Origin of the sequence: Granulicatella sp. HMSC31F03 (genome assembly GCF_001807725.1) — a bacterium.
Classification (GTDB): Bacteria; Bacillota; Bacilli; order Lactobacillales; family Aerococcaceae; genus Granulicatella; species Granulicatella adiacens.
Genome location: NZ_KV790845.1, coordinates 24,865 through 43,427, shown reverse-complemented (window position 1 = coordinate 43,427; position 18,563 = coordinate 24,865). Strand labels below are relative to the sequence as shown.

The 18,563-nt window shown below is 38.5% G+C and carries 23 protein-coding genes, 1 pseudogene and 1 other annotated feature; all 24 genes and pseudogenes read right to left on the bottom strand.

Annotation, left to right across the window (positions count from 1 at the left end; all coding sequences use genetic code 11):
- A pseudogene (locus HMPREF3106_RS09225) lies at positions 1-1,905 on the bottom strand (SpaA isopeptide-forming pilin-related protein); the annotation flags it as partial.
- A gap of 429 nt (positions 1,906-2,334) precedes the next feature.
- On the bottom strand, positions 2,335-2,535 hold the full coding sequence (locus HMPREF3106_RS01550) for a cold-shock protein (RefSeq protein ID WP_039849134.1): 201 nt from the start codon (positions 2,533-2,535) through the stop codon (positions 2,335-2,337).
- 298 nt (positions 2,536-2,833) lie between these two features.
- Entirely contained in the window at positions 2,834-3,517 is a 684-nt protein-coding gene (gene radC / locus HMPREF3106_RS01545; RefSeq protein ID WP_005606977.1) for a RadC family protein, read from the bottom strand.
- Positions 3,518-3,560: 43 nt separating this feature from the next.
- Positions 3,561-4,832, bottom strand: a complete 1,272-nt coding sequence (locus HMPREF3106_RS01540; RefSeq protein ID WP_070443965.1) for a bifunctional folylpolyglutamate synthase/dihydrofolate synthase — start codon at positions 4,830-4,832, stop codon at positions 3,561-3,563.
- A gap of 107 nt (positions 4,833-4,939) precedes the next feature.
- Positions 4,940-7,582, bottom strand: a complete 2,643-nt coding sequence (locus HMPREF3106_RS01535) for a valine--tRNA ligase (RefSeq protein ID WP_070443962.1) — start codon at positions 7,580-7,582, stop codon at positions 4,940-4,942.
- Between the two features lie 58 nt (positions 7,583-7,640).
- Positions 7,641-7,855: a binding site (T-box leader), on the bottom strand.
- Positions 7,856-7,910: 55 nt separating this feature from the next.
- Positions 7,911-8,732, bottom strand: coding sequence for an alpha/beta hydrolase (locus tag HMPREF3106_RS01530; RefSeq protein WP_070443960.1), 822 nt, complete (start codon positions 8,730-8,732; stop codon positions 7,911-7,913).
- 20 nt (positions 8,733-8,752) lie between these two features.
- A complete protein-coding gene (locus HMPREF3106_RS01525) occupies positions 8,753-9,103 on the bottom strand; it encodes a hypothetical protein (RefSeq protein ID WP_148129386.1) in 351 nt (116 codons plus the stop codon).
- A gap of 166 nt (positions 9,104-9,269) precedes the next feature.
- Complete coding sequence (locus HMPREF3106_RS01520) at positions 9,270-9,650, bottom strand: DUF1310 family protein (RefSeq protein ID WP_070443955.1); 381 nt, start codon at positions 9,648-9,650, stop codon at positions 9,270-9,272.
- Positions 9,647-9,823 (bottom strand): hypothetical protein, encoded by a 177-nt coding sequence (locus HMPREF3106_RS09740; RefSeq protein ID WP_371327435.1) that lies wholly within the window; start codon positions 9,821-9,823, stop codon positions 9,647-9,649. The genes HMPREF3106_RS01520 and HMPREF3106_RS09740 overlap by 4 nt, the downstream gene beginning before the upstream one ends.
- A gap of 40 nt (positions 9,824-9,863) precedes the next feature.
- On the bottom strand, positions 9,864-10,016 hold the full coding sequence (locus tag HMPREF3106_RS09510) for a hypothetical protein (protein WP_168160682.1): 153 nt from the start codon (positions 10,014-10,016) through the stop codon (positions 9,864-9,866).
- 23 nt (positions 10,017-10,039) lie between these two features.
- Positions 10,040-10,465, bottom strand: coding sequence for a hypothetical protein (locus HMPREF3106_RS01515; protein ID WP_083281567.1), 426 nt, complete (start codon positions 10,463-10,465; stop codon positions 10,040-10,042).
- A gap of 27 nt (positions 10,466-10,492) precedes the next feature.
- Entirely contained in the window at positions 10,493-10,921 is a 429-nt protein-coding gene (locus HMPREF3106_RS01510; protein WP_083281566.1) for a hypothetical protein, read from the bottom strand.
- A gap of 13 nt (positions 10,922-10,934) precedes the next feature.
- Complete coding sequence (locus tag HMPREF3106_RS01505; RefSeq protein ID WP_070443952.1) at positions 10,935-11,360, bottom strand: hypothetical protein; 426 nt, start codon at positions 11,358-11,360, stop codon at positions 10,935-10,937.
- A gap of 30 nt (positions 11,361-11,390) precedes the next feature.
- The gene (locus tag HMPREF3106_RS01500) at positions 11,391-11,816 is read right to left on the bottom strand and encodes a hypothetical protein (protein ID WP_083281565.1); all 426 of its coding nucleotides are present in this window, start codon (positions 11,814-11,816) and stop codon (positions 11,391-11,393) included.
- Between the two features lie 26 nt (positions 11,817-11,842).
- The gene (locus HMPREF3106_RS01495; RefSeq protein WP_070443949.1) at positions 11,843-12,271 is read right to left on the bottom strand and encodes a hypothetical protein; all 429 of its coding nucleotides are present in this window, start codon (positions 12,269-12,271) and stop codon (positions 11,843-11,845) included.
- A 30-nt stretch (positions 12,272-12,301) separates the two neighbouring features.
- Complete coding sequence (locus HMPREF3106_RS01490; protein WP_070443946.1) at positions 12,302-12,727, bottom strand: hypothetical protein; 426 nt, start codon at positions 12,725-12,727, stop codon at positions 12,302-12,304.
- 28 nt (positions 12,728-12,755) lie between these two features.
- A complete protein-coding gene (locus HMPREF3106_RS01485) occupies positions 12,756-13,181 on the bottom strand; it encodes a hypothetical protein (RefSeq protein WP_070443943.1) in 426 nt (141 codons plus the stop codon).
- A gap of 25 nt (positions 13,182-13,206) precedes the next feature.
- Positions 13,207-13,632 (bottom strand): hypothetical protein, encoded by a 426-nt coding sequence (locus HMPREF3106_RS01480; RefSeq protein WP_083281564.1) that lies wholly within the window; start codon positions 13,630-13,632, stop codon positions 13,207-13,209.
- A 142-nt stretch (positions 13,633-13,774) separates the two neighbouring features.
- Positions 13,775-14,020 carry a hypothetical protein gene (locus tag HMPREF3106_RS01475; protein WP_005607017.1) on the bottom strand — a complete coding sequence of 82 codons (246 nt, stop codon included), beginning with the start codon at positions 14,018-14,020 and terminating at the stop codon, positions 13,775-13,777.
- A gap of 2 nt (positions 14,021-14,022) precedes the next feature.
- Positions 14,023-14,682, bottom strand: a complete 660-nt coding sequence (locus tag HMPREF3106_RS01470) for a DUF443 domain-containing protein (RefSeq protein ID WP_005607019.1) — start codon at positions 14,680-14,682, stop codon at positions 14,023-14,025.
- Positions 14,683-14,717: 35 nt separating this feature from the next.
- On the bottom strand, positions 14,718-15,374 hold the full coding sequence (locus HMPREF3106_RS01465) for a DUF443 domain-containing protein (protein ID WP_070443940.1): 657 nt from the start codon (positions 15,372-15,374) through the stop codon (positions 14,718-14,720).
- A gap of 35 nt (positions 15,375-15,409) precedes the next feature.
- On the bottom strand, positions 15,410-16,066 hold the full coding sequence (locus tag HMPREF3106_RS01460; RefSeq protein WP_070443937.1) for a DUF443 domain-containing protein: 657 nt from the start codon (positions 16,064-16,066) through the stop codon (positions 15,410-15,412).
- A 151-nt stretch (positions 16,067-16,217) separates the two neighbouring features.
- A complete protein-coding gene (locus HMPREF3106_RS01455) occupies positions 16,218-17,249 on the bottom strand; it encodes a lipoate--protein ligase (protein WP_070437315.1) in 1,032 nt (343 codons plus the stop codon).
- A gap of 403 nt (positions 17,250-17,652) precedes the next feature.
- The gene (locus HMPREF3106_RS01450; RefSeq protein WP_070443934.1) at positions 17,653-18,414 is read right to left on the bottom strand and encodes a CPBP family intramembrane glutamic endopeptidase; all 762 of its coding nucleotides are present in this window, start codon (positions 18,412-18,414) and stop codon (positions 17,653-17,655) included.
- Positions 18,415-18,563: the final 149 nt, after the last annotated feature.

Genomic DNA, 18,563 nt, shown 5'->3' with positions numbered 1-18,563 from the left:
CACCTTTAGAATCTTTCTCGCCGACTTTCGTTACTGTCACTGTTCCATCGCTGTTAACTGTGAAAGTAATATCCGTTACTTTAAGATATCCTGTTGGCGCTGCTTCTTCGTGGAATGTGTATGTTCCAGGCTCTAAATCTAATTCCTTAGATTTTCCTGCTTCTGATGTCCAGCTTTGTACTGGATTACCTTCTGCAGTTTCGCCTTTGAAGATTTGAATTTTAGCATCCGCAATTTCAGTTCCGCCTAAGTTTACTTTACTGAAAGTAATCTTACGTGGGAGGTCATCGTCTTTGTCAGTGATTTTAAGTGTTGAACCTTTAGCTTCTACTTTATTATCTTCACCTTTAGAATCTTTCTCGCCGACTTTTGTTACGGTCACTGTTCCATCATGGTTTACTGTGAACGTAATGTCTGTCACTTTGAGATATCCTGTTGGCGCTGCTTCTTCGTGGAATGTGTATGTTCCAGGCTCTAAATCTAATTCCTTAGATTTTCCTGCTTCTGATGTCCAGCTTTGTACTGGATTACCTTCTGCAGTTTCGCCTTTGAAGATTTGAATTTTAGCATCCGCAATTTCAGTTCCGCCTAAGTTTACTTTACTGAAAGTAATTTTCTTCGTACTTGGAGGAGTCTTTCTATTTTGGACTTCGCGCGTTACAGCTTTATCCGTTCCAAAATCAGTTGGATTAATTTTAATCTCCGTAGTTAACTTATCATACCCTGCAGGAGCTTCAATCTCACGAATCGTATAATTGTCACGTAATAATTGATTTACACTAGCATTTCCATCTGGTCCTGTAGTAAGTGTTCCTACAACAGCTTGGTTACGATCACGAACTACTTCGAATTTAGCACCTTCTAAAGGTTGTCCAGCTTCATCTACTTTATGATGTTAATCGTGAAAACATACCCTTCTGCAACCCCTCCTGCAATTTGATACGCACGAGAACTTGTAGACTGTTCAGTTTGTCCGCCATTATAAATCATATTTGCAGTATTCGTAATAATTTCTCGATCGACTAAATCATAGTTGGCTTTAGCTTGATACTCAATCATATATCCAAAACCATTGGTATCTCCTAACGGAAGAGTAAATCCATCTCCATTCGCATTTGGTACCAATTTAGGTTTCAACGTACTAGTCATATCACGAAGATTTTGATAAGTCCAATCTCCATTATTCCACACCCAATCTACTTTATAGATTTTGAATGTATCTGGTAAAAATGAAATGTTTGGAGAAGTGAATTTATCCGTAATCGTTACGTTACTATAGTTGGCCATATTACGGTTAACCGTAATATTGTAACGAATTACATTATCTGGGTCTCCTGCCTGTTGAAATGAACTCTTTTCAATCTTAGAGTCATATCTTTTTGGAGGTCCATTATAGCGCACTCTCCCAGCAACTAAAACTTTACTTCCAACAGTAACCTTAACATCAATATTTTTTTCTTGACTCACTACACTGTGATCAACACGTACATAAACAAAAAACTCTCCACGAACACCAGACTTGTTCTCAACATAGTTAGTGTACCGTATAGTAATTGTTTTGTTAGCCGCATCTAATTGTCCTGTAGCTACAAGGTTACCAGATCCGTCTCGAAGTTCAATATTTGACGAATTCGAAAACGCAATCTCAGATGGTAAACTTAGAGTTGTCGTATCTCCTTCATGCACTTTGTTATCTGGCAGTTGGAAAGTCGCAGTAAGACGAAAATCTTGCCAAATATCTAATCCTTGATTCAAATCCCCACCAGAGCTGTTTTTCACACCAACACTAGTGATGACATCATTATACTCTGTGGCGTGCACTTTAGTAAGAGCAACGAAGGGTTGGATAAAGATCCCTAAACAAAGAACAATGATTTGAAACAAAGATCGTAATTTCTTATTCATACATTCTTCCTTCCTTTCTAAATATTCAATTGTAAATGTACAATGTAATTTTATGCTAGTCTATTCCCAAATTGTTTACTATCCATTTTTTAGTGAATTTCGTAGCATTCTTTACCTTTAAAATTTATCATAATTTTTATAAAATTTCTATAAAAACCAATTGAATTTTCACATATTTTTTAGGTATTATTTGGTTTTTTTCTGAAAACTTGATATACCTCCAAAAGAAAGCGCAATTCAAAGAACTTGGGAATAATTCCCGTTTTTCTTCAATCATAAGTATTACCACTGTCATTTTTTGACCCAAAAATTTTCTCCCTAAACAAGTCATTCTAACTTTTTAATCAATCAAATTTATCGTTTGAAAAAAGTATTAGGCAAAATAAAAAAACCACCGGAAAACCGGTGGTATCATCGTTTAAACTTAAATTATAGTTTAACTACGTTAGCTGCTTGTGGTCCACGAGCGCCTTCTTCAACATCGAATTGAACTGCTTGTCCTTCTTCTAATGTTTTGAATCCTTCAGATTGGATTGCTGAGAAGTGTACGAATACATCGTTTCCACCTTCACGTTCGATAAACCCAAAACCTTTTTCTGAGTTAAACCATTTTACTGTACCTTGTTCCATGAACATTTCCTCCTTGTGCCATAGCACTTGTTATTCATATTCTTGCTAATGGTTCGAAAGGAGTAAATCTTTACACTATTTCTATACCTAACAAAAACACAAGTTCAGTATACCATCTAAGAAACCTTTTTACAAGAGTATTTCCGAATTCGGATAGAAATTTTATGAACAATTGAAGTTTTATGCGTTTTTTCCGAATGCTTTCCTTATTTTTCACGTTTATTTTTCGTGAAATCTGAAATTCTTCATTTTCTTCAATTTTCATCTTTTCAAGAAAAATGAAATAATCATTTTATTTTTACAATACTCCGATTTCTTTCAAAGAAATAAAATGCTCTCCCCCCACAATAAAATGATCTAGAAGTTCAATCCCCATTAATTCCCCACAATCCATCAGTCTTTTGGTAAAATCAATATCTGCTTGAGACGGTTCAGGATTCCCACTCGGATGATTATGTCCAATGATGACACGTGCTGCCGAATATCTCACTGCTTCCCGAAAGATTTCTCTTGGATGAGCAACCGCACTATTTAATCCGCCGATGAAAATCATTTTCTTTTTTATTACTTCATTCTTAGTATTCAAATAGAGCGCTACAAGATGTTCTTGATAGGCATCTTTTAACTCTTCTACAATCCACTGCCCCGCCATTTTAGAAGACGTGATTTTTCCTAGTTTCATCTGAGAAGCTTTGTTTAGTCTGGCTCCTAGTTCAATGGCCGCCTTTAGTTCAATGGCCTTTGTTCGTCCAATCCCATTAATGTGCATGAGTTCGTCCAGACTTGCCATCTTTAACGAATGCAAATCTTCAAAAGTATTCAAAACCACAATGGATAATTGTAATACATTCAAATCTTTAGAACCTGTCCTTAGTAAAATAGCTAATAATTCATGGGTTTCAAGCACTTTAGCGCCATACCGTTCGAGGCGTTCTCGTGGCATGGCGCTTAAAGGTACTTCTAATAATCTCGATTCAATCATTGTGACACTTCCTCTTTATTTTCTCTACAAAGAGTTACGATGTCTACTCTTCTTTAGGCTTGCGGTTGTTCCACCAATGACGAACTTCAGCGATAAAATAGAGAGAGCCCGTCACCCATAATTCGCTCTTATCATCTATCGAGCAGGCAAACCGTTCGATAACTTCTTCAAAGCTTTCTTCAAAGGAAATCTTGGGAGAATCTAAGTACGCTTCCACGTCACTTCTAGCTATCGACAGGCCTCTTGAAGGATGGAAACTCGTTAAGATGATGTTCACATCTGGAAGAGCTTCTTGTAATCTTGCAAGCATTTGTTGACTATCCTTTCGAGTAAGCGCACTAAATAAGAGTGTCTGTTTCTTGCCAAAGAGTTCCGTCATATTTTGTATGAGTCGCTCGATGGCAGGCAAATTATGAGCACCATCAATGATAATAAGTGGCGTGTCTTGCAACACTTCCATGCGTCCTGGCCAAGAAACGACAGGGAGGGCTGACTCAACTAATTTAGTCTGCATACTTCTTCCCGTTTCTTCCATCCATGCTCGGAACGCTCGAATTGCCACGGTCGCATTCTCCTTTTGGAAGGCTCCTTTGAGGGCTAACTGTTCCAGCGGAATCGTTAACGCTCCATCTTGATACGAATCTTCTACCAGCGAAAATGACTCCCCAAAAACCTGCACCATTGCGCCTTTCTCACTAGCGACTCCACTAATTACATCCATACATTCACGCGTGACTGGTCCAACAACCACTTGTTGCCCAGCCTTAATAATCCCTGCTTTTTGCGCAGTGATTTCTTTCAACGTACTTCCGAGTAAGTCTTGATGGTCCAACCCAATCGTCGTAATGACACTGACGAGTGGATGGCTAACATTCGTATTATCGAGAAGACCTCCAATCCCGACCTCAATAATCGCAAGGTCGACGGCTGCTTGTTGAAAGACGACAAACATCATCGCCGTTAAAATCTCGAAATAGTTAAAGGCTCCCCACTCTTCGAATAAGAGGCGCTCCACCTCTCTTACCACCGATGCTGCTTGCCAGAACGACTCCTCACGTAGAGGCACTCCGTCTAGCTGAATCCGTTCCCTAATACTGTCCATATGTGGTGAAGTGAATGTCCCTACTCGCAATCCATGCGCTTTTGCAAAGACCGTCACCATCGCTGCAGTGGACCCTTTTCCATTCGTCCCAGCAATATGAATACTCTTTAATTCTCGTTCCGGATTTCCAAGCGCCTCTAGAATTGCCTCCATGCGGTACAATCCATGTTTACGCGGAATACTCTCGCTCTTTTTTAACCACTCTTGAATCATTCACTCACCTCCTATTTTACTCATTTATCATAACAGAAAACGACTCTCCGTGACATACAAAAGAGAGCGCATGACACTTCATACGCTCTCCCCACCGTTACAACGGATTAAATTTTCTTCAATGTTGCGATACGTTCTAACACTGCTTCACGTTGTGCTTGATAATCCGCACCCTTTGCACGTTCAGCTTCAACAACTGTTGCAGGAGCTTTTGCCACAAATTTCTCGTTCGATAATTTCTTCTCGACACGATCCACTTCTTGTTGCAATTTCTCTGCTTCTTTTTCAAGACGAGCGATTTCGTCTTCGATGTTGATTAATCCTGCTAATGGTAAGTAAATTTCAGCACCTGTGATCACTGAAGTTACCGCATCAGATGGCGCTTCAACGTCTTCACCATACACGAATTCTTCTGGATTTGAGAAGCGTGCAATGTAAGATTCGTTTTCTTTCAAGACAGCGTAGTGCGCTGCATCGCTTACTTTCGCAATGATGTTAATTGGTTTTGATAATGGTGTGTTCATTTCGTTACGAACCGTACGTACTGAACGGATGAAGTCCATTAAGAATTCCATTTCTTCAGCTGCTTTTTCATCCATTTGTTCTGGGTGAACCGTTGGATAAGTTGCGACCACTAATGATTCCCCAACGTGAGGAACAGATTGCCAGATTTCTTCTGTCACGAAAGGCATGATTGGATGTAATAGACGTAATGTGTTGTCTAATACATATACAAGAATGCTACGTGTTGTTAATTTGGCAGCTTCGTCGTCCCCTGCTAATGTTTCTTTCGACATTTCGATATACCAGTCACAGAAATCATCCCAGATGAAGCGGTACAATAGACGTCCTGCTTCACCGAATTCGAATTTCTCAAAGAGTTCTGTTACTTTGCCAATCGTTTGATTTAAGCGTGTTAAAATCCATTTATCTGCAAGAGTCTTCTCACCAGAGATATCCACTTGGTCCGCTGTTAAATCGCCCACGTTCATTAATGCGTAACGGCTTGCGTTCCAAATCTTATTGATGAAGTTCCATGCAGCATCCATCTTATCTGTTGAGTAACGAACGTCTTGCCCTGGAGCAGAACCGTTTGCTAAGAACCAACGAAGCGCATCGGCACCATATTGCTCGATGACTTCCATTGGGTCAACCCCGTTTCCAAGAGACTTACTCATCTTACGTCCTTGGCTGTCACGAATTAATCCGTGAATTAGAACATTCTTGAATGGACGTTTTCCTGTAAATTCTAACCCTTGGAACATCATACGGCTTACCCAGAAAGTAAGGATGTCGTATCCTGTTACAAGTGTATTTGTTGGATAGTAACGTTTGTAGTCGGCTGCATCTTCGTCCGGCCAACCCATTGTTGAAAATGGCCATAACGCAGATGAGAACCAAGTATCTAATACGTCTGGATCTTGTGTCCAGTTTTCGCTGTCGCTTGGAGTTTCCATGCCTACGAATACTTCGCCTGTTTCTTTATGATACCAAGCTGGAATTTGATGTCCCCACCATAATTGACGTGAAATTACCCAGTCGTGAATGTTTTCCATCCAACGTAAGTACGCATCATTGAAACGTGGTGGGTAGAAGTTTACAGTATTGTCGCCTTCCGCACGTTGCGCATTGATGGCTTGCTCTGCCAACGGTCCCATTTTCACGAACCATTGTTTTGAAAGACGTGGTTCAACGACGACATCTGTACGCTCTGAGTGACCAACGCTGTGTAAATGTTTTTCGATTTTCACAAGAAGGCCAGCTTCTTCTAAATCTTTCACGATAGCTTTACGCGCCGCAAAACGGTCCATGCCTTCGTATTTACCGGCTAACTCGTTCATCGTCGCATCATCGTTCATCACGTTAATACGAGGTAAGTTATGACGGTTCCCTACTTCAAAGTCGTTCGGGTCGTGCGCTGGAGTGATTTTTACAACCCCTGTTCCGAAATCTTGCTCCACGTATTCGTCAGCGATAATTGGAATTTCACGGTTCATTAACGGCAAGATCACTGTTTTCCCGATAAGCTCTTGATAACGTTCATCGTCTGGGTGAACCGCAACAGCTGTATCTCCAAGAAGTGTTTCTGGACGAGTTGTTGCGATTTCTAGGAATCCACTTCCGTCTGCTAGAGGGTAGTTCATATGATAGAACGCGCCTTCTACGTCTTTATGGATAACTTCGATATCAGATAATGAAGTTTTTGCTTTAGGGTCCCAGTTGATGATGTATTCACCACGGTAGATTAAGCCTTTTTCGTATAAAGTTACGAAGACTTTCTTCACGGCGTCAGATAAGCCTCTATCTAATGTGAAACGTTCTCTGCGGTAGTCTACAGAAATCCCCATTTTTGCCCATTGTTCACGGATATGGCTGGCATATTCTTCCTTCCATTCCCATGTTTGTTCAAGGAACTTCTCACGGCCAAGGTCATAACGAGATAAGCCTTCACCGCGTAATTTTTCTTCTACTTTTGCTTGTGTTGCAATACCCGCATGGTCCATTCCTGGTAACCATAAAGTGTCGAAACCTTGCATACGTTTTTGACGGATAATCATGTCTTGTAACGTTACGTCCCAAGCATGTCCTAAGTGTAATTTCCCTGTTACGTTTGGTGGCGGGATAACGATTGAATAAGGTTCAGCGTTTGGATCTTCGTTTGGATGGAAGACGCCTGAATCAACCCACCATTGATATTTACCAGCTTCAACTTCTTGTGGTTGAAACTTAGATGACATTTCTTTAGCCATTGATTTTCCTCCTTGTATCTTGTTTTTGTCCAATAAAAAAATCCTATGAAGACACTCTCCATAGGACGATTAAATTCGTGGTACCACCTAATATTCGCGTAAAAATTCATTACGCCTCGATGTTGGTAACGAAGTGTCGTCTCCGTACTCTATTACTGCATTTCGTAGAGTAAGCTCACAAGCTACCTTCAAATGAATATGCTAGGAAGTTGCACCAAGTCTTCCCTCTCTCGTAAACAAAGTCATTTTACTCCTCTTGTTCATCGCTCTAATATACAAAATATTCTACCATTCAAACCCGATGCTTGCAACAATATCGCGCTATCTTCTACCTCACATTCCCGCTAGACACGCCTAGGTCTGCATCTTCTGGAATCCACCAATCCAAAAACTCTTTGATGGACCAATCCCAGAAATCCCATTCGTGTCCGCCACTTTTTTCTTTATAGATGACAGGGACACCTTTTTCAAATAGAAAACGACTGAATTCACGACTTTTATCCAGAAGCCAATCCTCGGTTCCACAAGTCATAAATATTTTTAAGTCGGAAGGATTCTCGACTTTTTCTATCGCTTTAAACAATTGATTCCCGTGCGAATCATAATAGTCTTGATCTTTGAAAATCGATTTAGCGTATCGAGTTGTTAAGAAAAATGGAGAACTACTATCCTCTTCGAAGGGTAATGCATTTTTATAAATGGCGCCCGAAAACGAAGCTATCACGCTAAAGGTGTCTTGATATTTGATGCCGTTTCGAAGCGCCCCGTATCCACCCATCGAAAGCCCGGCAATGCCTAAGTCTTCACGTTTTCGAGAAATAGGAAACATTCGGCGTGAGATTTCTGGAAGCTCCACCCCGATAAATTCTCCATAGTTCGTATAGTTCCATGGTTGGTCTACGTAAAAATGATTTTCCCCCGAAGGCATGATTAAGGCAAGATTTTTCTCTTTTGCGTAACGAAGAATTCGCGTCTGGTTGACCCAGTCCTGTTCACTGCCTAATACTCCGTGCAGTAGCACCAGCGCTTTGTACGGTCCTTCACAGAGATACTGATTATTGAAATCCACCGCATCGCTAGGTAAGTAGACTGACAAGGGAATTGTTCTCATTAATGTTTTTGAAAAGAATGAAACGTGTAAAAGTGCCATATGACGCCTCCATCAAACTATTATTTTTTAAAATATCGATTCACTACCGTCACTAACCCAAAGATAAACGTAAATTTAACGACGGGTTTTTGCCACGATTCCCATTGCTCAAACCCAAAGAAATGATTCATGATGAGAATAAAAGCGATAGTGGCTAACATCCCAACAATGATGACCGCTCCTCCGAAATTGATCCTTTTGAGCTTATCTGGATTATCCCGATTTACCCAAGTATAAAAGGCAAGCCTACTAAACATCGCACTCATAAAAAACAGCACGATATCTTGACGAAATACTAGCTGATAGATTGCATTTGCGCCACTAGTGACCCCAAACACAATGATGACAATGTCTCTAACTTTTTGACTCATTTCCAACAACCCCTCTCCCTAAAAACGGATTCCTGAACTTATCTTTATTATACTGCTCCCCCAGCGTTTTTACTATACGCGCAAGCAAAAAAAGAACCCAGCATGACTGCTAGGTTAGGCTGATTTAATTGAAGTTTTTTAAGATAAGGAACGGCTACTCCTCAATTTATTTTTCTTCAGCTTCCACGTAATCAGACACCTCTTTAGAAACCACTGCAGTTCCTACTCTATACTTGTCTTTATCTTTACTGATGAGTAAGCTGATTTTTAAATCACGATTTCCATTTACAAATACTTGAGTTTCAATTCCATTTCCTGAAGCATTAAGATGCGTTTCATCATAATCAATCTCATACGATTTAATGACATCTTTATCACTAAGATTTTTTTCTAAATTATTTAATGTTTTTTCAATAACTTCGACGACTTCTGGTTTCTGGAACTCTTCACGAATCTGTTCTTTCTCCCGATGTTTTGAATTTTCTACTAGTAAGAAAATTCCTAATAGAATCGCTACTATAATTACCACTATTTTTCTCTTCTTCATTTCCTACCCTCCAAGAAATCATCAAGCTCTTTGGATTCTACAGAGACCGCAACGTCATATTTACCATTATCCTTAGTGATAAGACTATTGATTTTCAAATTACTATCCCCATTAATATAAATTTCTATTTCAATCCCTCGGCGAGAATTATGTTCGGTTTTATCGTAATTAATTTCATACGATTTTATTTTTCCTTTTTCAGTAAACGCATCTTTATCTAGATTTTTTTAGACTTTCTTCGATTACCGCAACAACTTCTGGTTTCTTTAGTTCCTCATTCATCGCTTCTTTGCTAGGCTTATTTGAACAGGATACTAGAACAAAAATACCAAACGTAAGCATGAGTAAACTCACTATCTTTTTCATAATAGTCACCCCACTAAATCAGGCTATTCGTAAATATAAATTCCACCATCTCTTTTTATTCTTGGAGGATGGTTCATTCTTATATTTGACATACTAGGAATACTTTCCATTTGTTCCAATTTAAAATCAACTATAAGAATTGTGTCTGAATTATTGTTAAAATTCCCTTTTATCAATAAATTATATTCCGTTGTAAATCCGCCATTACCAACAGGAACCACCTTTAATGTACTCCAGTCAAATTGCACAGACTCTACCTTTGGATAGACAGAGTACACCCATTTTACAATTTGTTTTTTGTTCTCTTTTAACCATGCGAGCTGCTTGTCTCTTGCCGTCGCAAAAATCGTGTTCTCTCGCCAGCTTGGATTGATTACGTTGAGTGCTGTCACACCACCGACTGTCAGTAACAGCAGGGCGCTTGCTGTAATTACTGCTTTCTTTTTCATACTTGAACTCCAGTCTTTTTATGAATTCTACTCATAATCGTATACAACGCCATCATCCTTTTCGATTTTCGGCGGATGGTTCATTCTGATTCCGGACATATTTGGAATGTTATCGGGTTTATCCATAAGAAAGTCTACAAAAATTATCGTTTTCGGAAGTCCATTGAATGTGCCTGTCAATGATAAATTATAACCGTTAATAGACACTCCATTACTTACTGGCCCGACGCGTAGTGAATCCCATTCAAATTTCACAGTTTCTACTTTCGGATATCTAGAGTGGACCCACGCTACAATTTCTTCTTGATGCTCTTTTAACCATGCGAGCTGCTTGTCTCTTGTAGTCGCAAAAATCGTGTTCTCTCGCCAGCTTGGATTGATCACGTTGAGTGCTGTCACTCCACCTACTGTCAGTAACAGCAGGGCACTGGCTGTAATTGCTACTTTCTTTTTCATACCTGAACTCCAATCACTCATAATTAATTATGACACCATTTTTACGAATACCTGGTGGATGATTCATCCCCATTCTTGAAATATCTGGCATACTATCAGCATCATCTAAACTAAAACTGATATAAAGAACAGTTTCTGGGAGATCATTAAACGTACCTTTTACACTTAGTTTGTAGCCATTATTGGAAACTCCATTACTAACTGCTCCCACTCGATATGTGTTCCAATCAAACTGTACTGATTCTACTTTCGGATACTTTGAGTGAATCCACGCTACAATTTCTTTCTCGTGCGCTTTAAGATAGGCGAGCTTCTTGTCTCTTGTCGTCGCAAAAATCGTATTCTCTCTCCAACTCGGATTGATGACATTGAGCGCTGTTACGCCACCTACTGTCAGTAATAGCAGAGCACTAGCTGTAATTACTGTTTTCTTTTTCATACTCTTCCCACACTTTTCATCTCAACTAATTTACTCAAAAATATATAGAACTTTATTCCTTCTAATTCTTGGAGGTTGATTCATTCTGATTCCTGACATACTAGGTACGCTATCCCTTTTTTCTAATTCGAAATCAATGAATATTATCGTATTTTCGTCATTATTAAAAGTACCTCTTACAGATAGATTGTATTCTGTATTTACTAAACCATTGGATACTCCACTAACTTCCATAGTCTCCCAATCAAATTCCACCGAATTAATTTTTGGGTGTTTCGAGTGAATCCATGCCACGATTTCCTTCTCGTGCTCTTTCAACCAAGCTAATTGCTTATTTGCTGGGGTTGCAAATATTGAATCTATTTTCCAATCCAAATTGTAAAGATTAGAGATTGTAACTCCTCCCAGCGCAAGTAATAATACTGTACTACCAATAATGGCTACTTTCTGTTTCATATCCATACTCCCATCTTTTTTGGAGGTTACTCAAAATAATACACTCCACCATCAGCCTTCTTGATACTTGGTGGTTGATTCATTCTAATCTGCGACATTTTTGGAATACTATCAGCTGTTTCCATTAGAAAATCTACAAAAATAATGGTTTCTGGAATATCGTTAAAAGTACCTTTAACCAACAAATTATACCCGATTATTGAAACACCATTACTAACGGGCCTCACTTTTAAAGTATTCCAATCAAATTGCACGGATTCCACTTTAGGATATGCTGAATGAATCCATTTCACAATCTCTTCCTCATGCTCTTTCAACCATGCCAATTGCTTATCTCTTGTTGTCGCAAAGATGGTATTCTCTCTCCAACTCGGATTGATCACGTTAAGAGCTGTAACGCCACCTACTGTCAGTAACAGCAGGGTGCTAACTGTAATTGCTGCTCTCTTTTTCATACCTACCTCCACAGATAATACTTCATCAAGTTACTCGAAAATATATAATCCTTCACCTTTTTTAATGCTCGGTGGTTGATTCATTACTATCTTGGACATACTTGGAATATCATTTGGATTGCTCATCAAAAAATCAATCCAAATGACCGTTTCAGGAAGATCATTAAAGGTTCCTCGAACGGTTAATATATATCCACTCGTTGAGATTCCGTTACTAACTTTTTCAGTACTCATCGTATTCCAATCTAACTGAACCGACTGAATCTTAGGATATTTAGAGCGAACCCACGCTACAATTTCTTCTTCATGCGCTTTAAGATAAGCAAGCTTCTTGTCTCTCGTCGTCGCAAAAATCGTATTCTCTCTCCAACTCGGATTGATTACGTTGAGTGCTGTCACACTACCGACTGTCAGTAACAGGAGGGTGCTAACTGTAATTGCTGTTTTCTTTTTCATACCTAAATCCCAATCTCAATTATAAAAATCACTCGAAGTTATATATAGTATTTCCTTTGATAATGCTAGGCGGTTGATTCATTGTTATTTTTGACATTTCCGGAATGTTATCTGCACTATCCAATAAAAAATCTACCCAAATGACTGTTTCAGGAATATCATTAAATTTCCCTTCAACCGATAAATTATATCCAACATTCATTACACCATTGCTCACGGGCCCAACTTTTATACTATTCCAGTCAAACTGCACTTTTTCTACCTTTGGATATCTTGAGTGAATCCATGCCACGATTTCTTTCTCGTGCGCTTTAAGATAGGCAAGCTGCTTGTCTCTTGTAGTCGTAAAAATGGTGTTTTCTCTCCAACTTGGATTGATCACGTTGAGTGCTGTCACTCCACCAACTGTCAGTAACAGGAGGGCGCTGCCGATCATTGCTGTTTTCTTTTTCATACCTAAACTCCAATCTTTTTAGATATCACTCGTATTTGTATAATACTCCGTCCTTTTTTATTCTCGGTGAATGGTTCATTCCGATTTGAGACATATTAGGTACATCCTCTTTTTTCTCCATTAAGAAATCCACTAAAATCAACGTTTCAGGAATTTCATTTACAGTCCCTTTTACAGATAAATTATACCCAACATTCATCACACCATTACTTACTGCTGTTACCTTTACCAAATTCCAGTCAAATTGAATACTATTCACTTGTGGATAATGACTTTTGACCCAGGCTAAGATTTCTTTTTCATGCTCTTTCAGCCACGCCAACTGCTTGTCTCTTGTAGTCGCAAAGATAGTATTCTCTCTCCAACTTGGATCAATCACATTGAGTACTGTTACTCCACCTACTGTCAGTAATAACAGTGCGCTGCCGATTATTGCTGCTTTCTTTTTCATATGAATTCCTACTTTTCCCCGATGTACTTTATCTTGATTTTTGATAAATCAATCTTACCAGTTATTTGTTCTGCACGTTTTATATCCTGGAACTCCTCAATTGGCCCAAGTAACAAATCTCCATCTGGTTGTTCAAGAAATTTTAAATCACTAAATAGCATCGAAATTTCTTTATTCTCATCATTATTAATTTTACGTTCAAAATATAACTTCCCGTGCTCTCATTTTTTGTAAAACTAATAAACTCAATCTCTTGAACATCATAGTTCCTAACAATTCGAGTGGCCACATTATTTTGTTGCTCCTTCGTGATTTGTGGTTTGAAGAAACACCCCGCCAAGAGACAAAGTCCAAGTAGCACGATTCCTAGTTTTTGAACTTTCTTCATTGTTATCCCTCTCTGATTTCAACTAGTTCAATCATCCCTGAATTAACATAATATCCTACAGGAATTGCACTTGTTGTTAGCATAAAACTTAGCAATGCGATGATTCCATTTAGAATTAAAATAATTACTTCTGCTCCATCATTTAAATATAGAAATATAAAGAATAAAATAGCATTCATTCCAAAACATATATATCCGGTATAATCTCTCTTTGATTTTGGTTTAAAAATAAACGTGTATTTTGAAAGATTTGATCCTAATTTTCTCATCGCCTTTTTATGCGAAAGTGATAAAGAGATTTTCACAAAAATAGATGCAAAAATCATCGTGAATAGATACAGTGCCAACTTTAGCAACCATTGTTGACTAACTTCCAGAGCAATAAACGTATTTTTCAAAAGGAAATATAATCCAGCAGAGATTGGTTGCATCGCTATGACCAGACTTGTCATTGGTCTATCTAGAGGTTTTTGTCTTACATCAAATTGAACATTATTTTTATCGATTTCATACCCAGTAACAGTAATGGTTTCAGGCCAAAATCCCCACACTGTTCCTTTAGAGTTTATCGAACTGGAATCAACCACATATCTCTTTTTATTCGACGCTTCAACAATCTGATAACATCCGATATTCGAATTTGAAAACTTCAACTGTACCATTCAATCACCTCCTGAAAAAACTTTAGTACCTATTATTATTCCTCTCTGATTTCAACTAATTCATAGGTGCCTACTTGGTAATACTCCGCTACTGGAATTGCACTATTCGTATATGCAAAACACAACATCGAAAGTACTGTATTCACAATCAGAAGCGCTCCCTCAGAACCATTATTGAAAGATAAATAGACAACATAGCAAACCAAGCTAATTATAAAAATGAAATAACCATCATAAATTCTCTTAGTCGGTTTAAAAACGAATGTCTGAACAAAACGTTTTTGCCCCAATCGATCTTTTACTTTCTTTTTATTAAAGTTCAAAAAAGAAATAACCATTAAGAATGAAATAAGCATAGAGATGGCAAACAACAAAGTTTTAATGCCCAGTTGTTGACCAATCTTGTAGCTCACAAACAAACTATGCAACAAGTTATACAGTGTATATAATAGCGGTTGAATAGCGACGATTATCCCTGCTTTCAACCCATTACTTGTTTTATTTTTAAGTTCGAATTGAACATTTTCATTTTCTAATTCATAAGCGGTGACCGAAACGGTATCAGGTAAACCGCCCCATATCACACTCTTAGGACGCACTGAGCTAAGGTCCATCAAATATTTCTTTTCCTGTACACCTTCCACTAACTTATAAGAAAAAATATTCGAATTTGAAAACTTCAACTGTACCATTCAATCACCTCCTAGCTAGATTAACGATAGCGTTACTAAATCTCTTTTATACTTTCTAAAATAAATATTTGGTCTCTGCAATACAAATTCACAGGACACATCCCTAGACAAACGATAAAGAACACTAGTGAAAGTAACGAATTCATCACTAGAATCGCTCCTTCTGTTCCATCATTCACGTTTAAAAATACCAAGAATAAAGCGCCAATAATAGCTACAAAAAGATATCCTGAAAATCTTCTTTGCGAATGCACTTTAAATGTAGCTCTATATCTTTTTGATTGTTCCGGAAGGTTCTCTTTCGCTTGTTTGTCATAAACATAGAAGTAAAACTTTGCAAGAAGAAAAGAAATGAACAGCGAACAAGCAAACAGGAAAAACTTCATAAAAAGTTGCTGATACAAAGGATTCGTTGCAAAAAAATTGGTAATCATTCGAAAAGTGAGTGTACTAAACACTTGCACCGTACCCGTAAGGCCTACAAACTCTTTTGTCAGTGTGGCTTTTTGCTCGAATGCTGTATTGTTTGGATCGATTTCAATCATATCCACACTTACAGAAGATGAAAGGTTTCCGAATTCTAATAATTTGTTCGATACTGTACGGGTATCCATCACATAGGTTTTCCCATTTGAATCCGTAATAGATTTATAGAAAGTAAACTTCGTATCTCTGATGTCTAGCTCGTTCAAATTTCATTTCCTCCCGAAAAAATTAAATAAAAGTCATTATTATTTCATTATATACTGTAAGGGATTCATTGACTATTTTTTTCCTAAAAAAAGAACCCAGCATTACTGCCAGGTTCCACTTCATCGGCCACTGTAGCCGAGTATTCTATTTTTATTCTTCTACCCCTAGTAATAGGTTTACTAGGATGTCCACTGTCACATTACCGAAGTAACGGCGGATGTCGATAGCTTCGAAAGCTGTTGTTAAGTCTTCGCGGTTGTATCCAACTCCCACTAGCGCTTTTTCTACATCGCTGATTTCACCAAGACCGAAGAAGTCTCCGTTAATCTTAATGTCTTTGATGGCATTCTTTTCAACGTTCAAGCTGAACTCGATTTGTCCGGCTGGTGTACGTTTTGATTGTTTGAATTCGAATTTTGGATTCTTTCCGTAGTTCCAATCTGGGTTGTTGAAGTACTTGCTGCGTAATTCTTCTACACGCACCCAGTCTTCATCCGTTAGAACATACTCTTTAATCGTTGATGTATCTTCCACATTGAAGATGTTTTTCAAGAGCACTTCGCGGAATTGTAAGATGTCTAAATCTTGATATTCAGGCGCTAAGTAAGGTTTGATATTGGTCACGCGTGAACGAACTGACTTGATTCCTTTTGACGCAATTTTCTCTTGTTTTGGACGTAAAATTTGTGGCAAAATGCTCACATCTAGATCCAGCATTAATGTTCCGTGCGCTGTTAAACGGCCATTGTTTGAATACATCGCATTTCCAGAAAATTTCTTACCGTCAATCAGAAGGTCGTTACGGCCTTGTAACTCTGCCCCTGTTGCTCCCATTTTATGGAGTGCTTCAATCACTGGTTCTGTGAATTTCCCAAAGTCACGGAAACTATCGCCGTCATCTTCTGTAATGAAGCAGAAGCAAATATTTCCCATATCGTGATATACGGCTCCACCACCTGAGAAACGACGAACGACTTGTACGCCAAGTTTATCAACACCATCTTGATTGATTTCTTCGATGGTATTTTGGTTTTTCCCGATGATAATCGCATTTTCGTTAATATAAAATAACAGAATTGGTTCATCGAGTTTCTTCTCATTTAATAAGAAATATTCGATAGCTAAGTTTGTGGTTGCATCGTAGATTTCTTTCCCATTTCGTTGATTTTTTACATAAAACATCTAAAAATCCCCTCGCTTTTACTGATATCACTAGCGCTATCATACCATAACCGCCCTCCTCACACATAAGAAAGAAGCTTGATTTTACACTATTTTTACTCCACTCCAACACGCAATTACCATATATGGTAATTGAAGCCTTTCACAGTCATTTGACCGTAATGTACTTATTAATTTTATGTTTCCTCGAATTCTTGCGGATTTATAGTAACTGTAACGTGATTCGCATTGAATGTGAATTACGCGGAGTTGGAGTATTCTTTACTCCGCGTTTGAAGCTTCAAAGGTGTAAGACCCAGGCTTACACCGGTGCAACGTTATAGTTACTATCAAATATCCGCAAGAAGAATGAGGAAACAGTTACAAAAAAACGCACCCTGTCCAGGATGCGCTGTGATAAGTTTTAATATGCCCATGCAATTAATAAGTAGATGAAGCTTGAACCAAACATATCTGCCAATGCGTGCATAAGGAAGAATGGTAATAAGTTTTTGACCACTTTCTTGTACATGAAGTAGTAGAACAATCCATATACCACACCGATAATGAGTGCCCAAAGCATACCTTGGTAAGTATGGAATGAGAAACGAACGAGCGTTGAGAATGCTAAAGCCTTCCACTGATGCTCTTCCTTCACCGATGTCATTAAGCCAAGAAAGAAGAACTCTTCGTAGAATCCATTTAACAGCCCATAAGCGCTGGCCATTGGAGATAACGCTAAGAGCTTATTGATGATTTCCTGTGGGTTCACGAACGGTACAAGTGCTGGGTCGAAGTAATTGTATTCGCCGCTCAGCGTGGTTACGACGTCGCCGAACAGTCCGACAATCGTGAATAATACTGGTACCCAGATGAATACAGACCAGTGAAAACGGACCTTCAATTGCTTGAAGTCGTAATGACGAATGACTAAGTATAAGAGTGCAATCGCTAGTAAACTCACCTGTAAGGTAAAGTTACTCGAATACGCTGCCCCGTCGCTATAGGACGATGTCGTCTCCGTATACTGCTTGGCCACTTCCGTTACCGGCTGTAAACTCTGTAGAAATTGTTGCGTGGATCGGATAATAAACTCCCCGACCATGATCATCGTCACGATGAGGATGTCAACCCACTTTAAAGTTTTTAATGGTTCTTTTGGTCTGATTTTAGTTAAAACAGTCATGATTGGTTCCCTCTTTTCCTTATAGTATCAAAACACTGTTCTATTGAAAGAGAATCGCTTCTTTCTTTTGGCGTTTTCCTTAATAAGAGAATACCCCTTAAAACTAAAATGAACCTAAAACCAAAAAGATTTCTACAAAAAAAGTGACT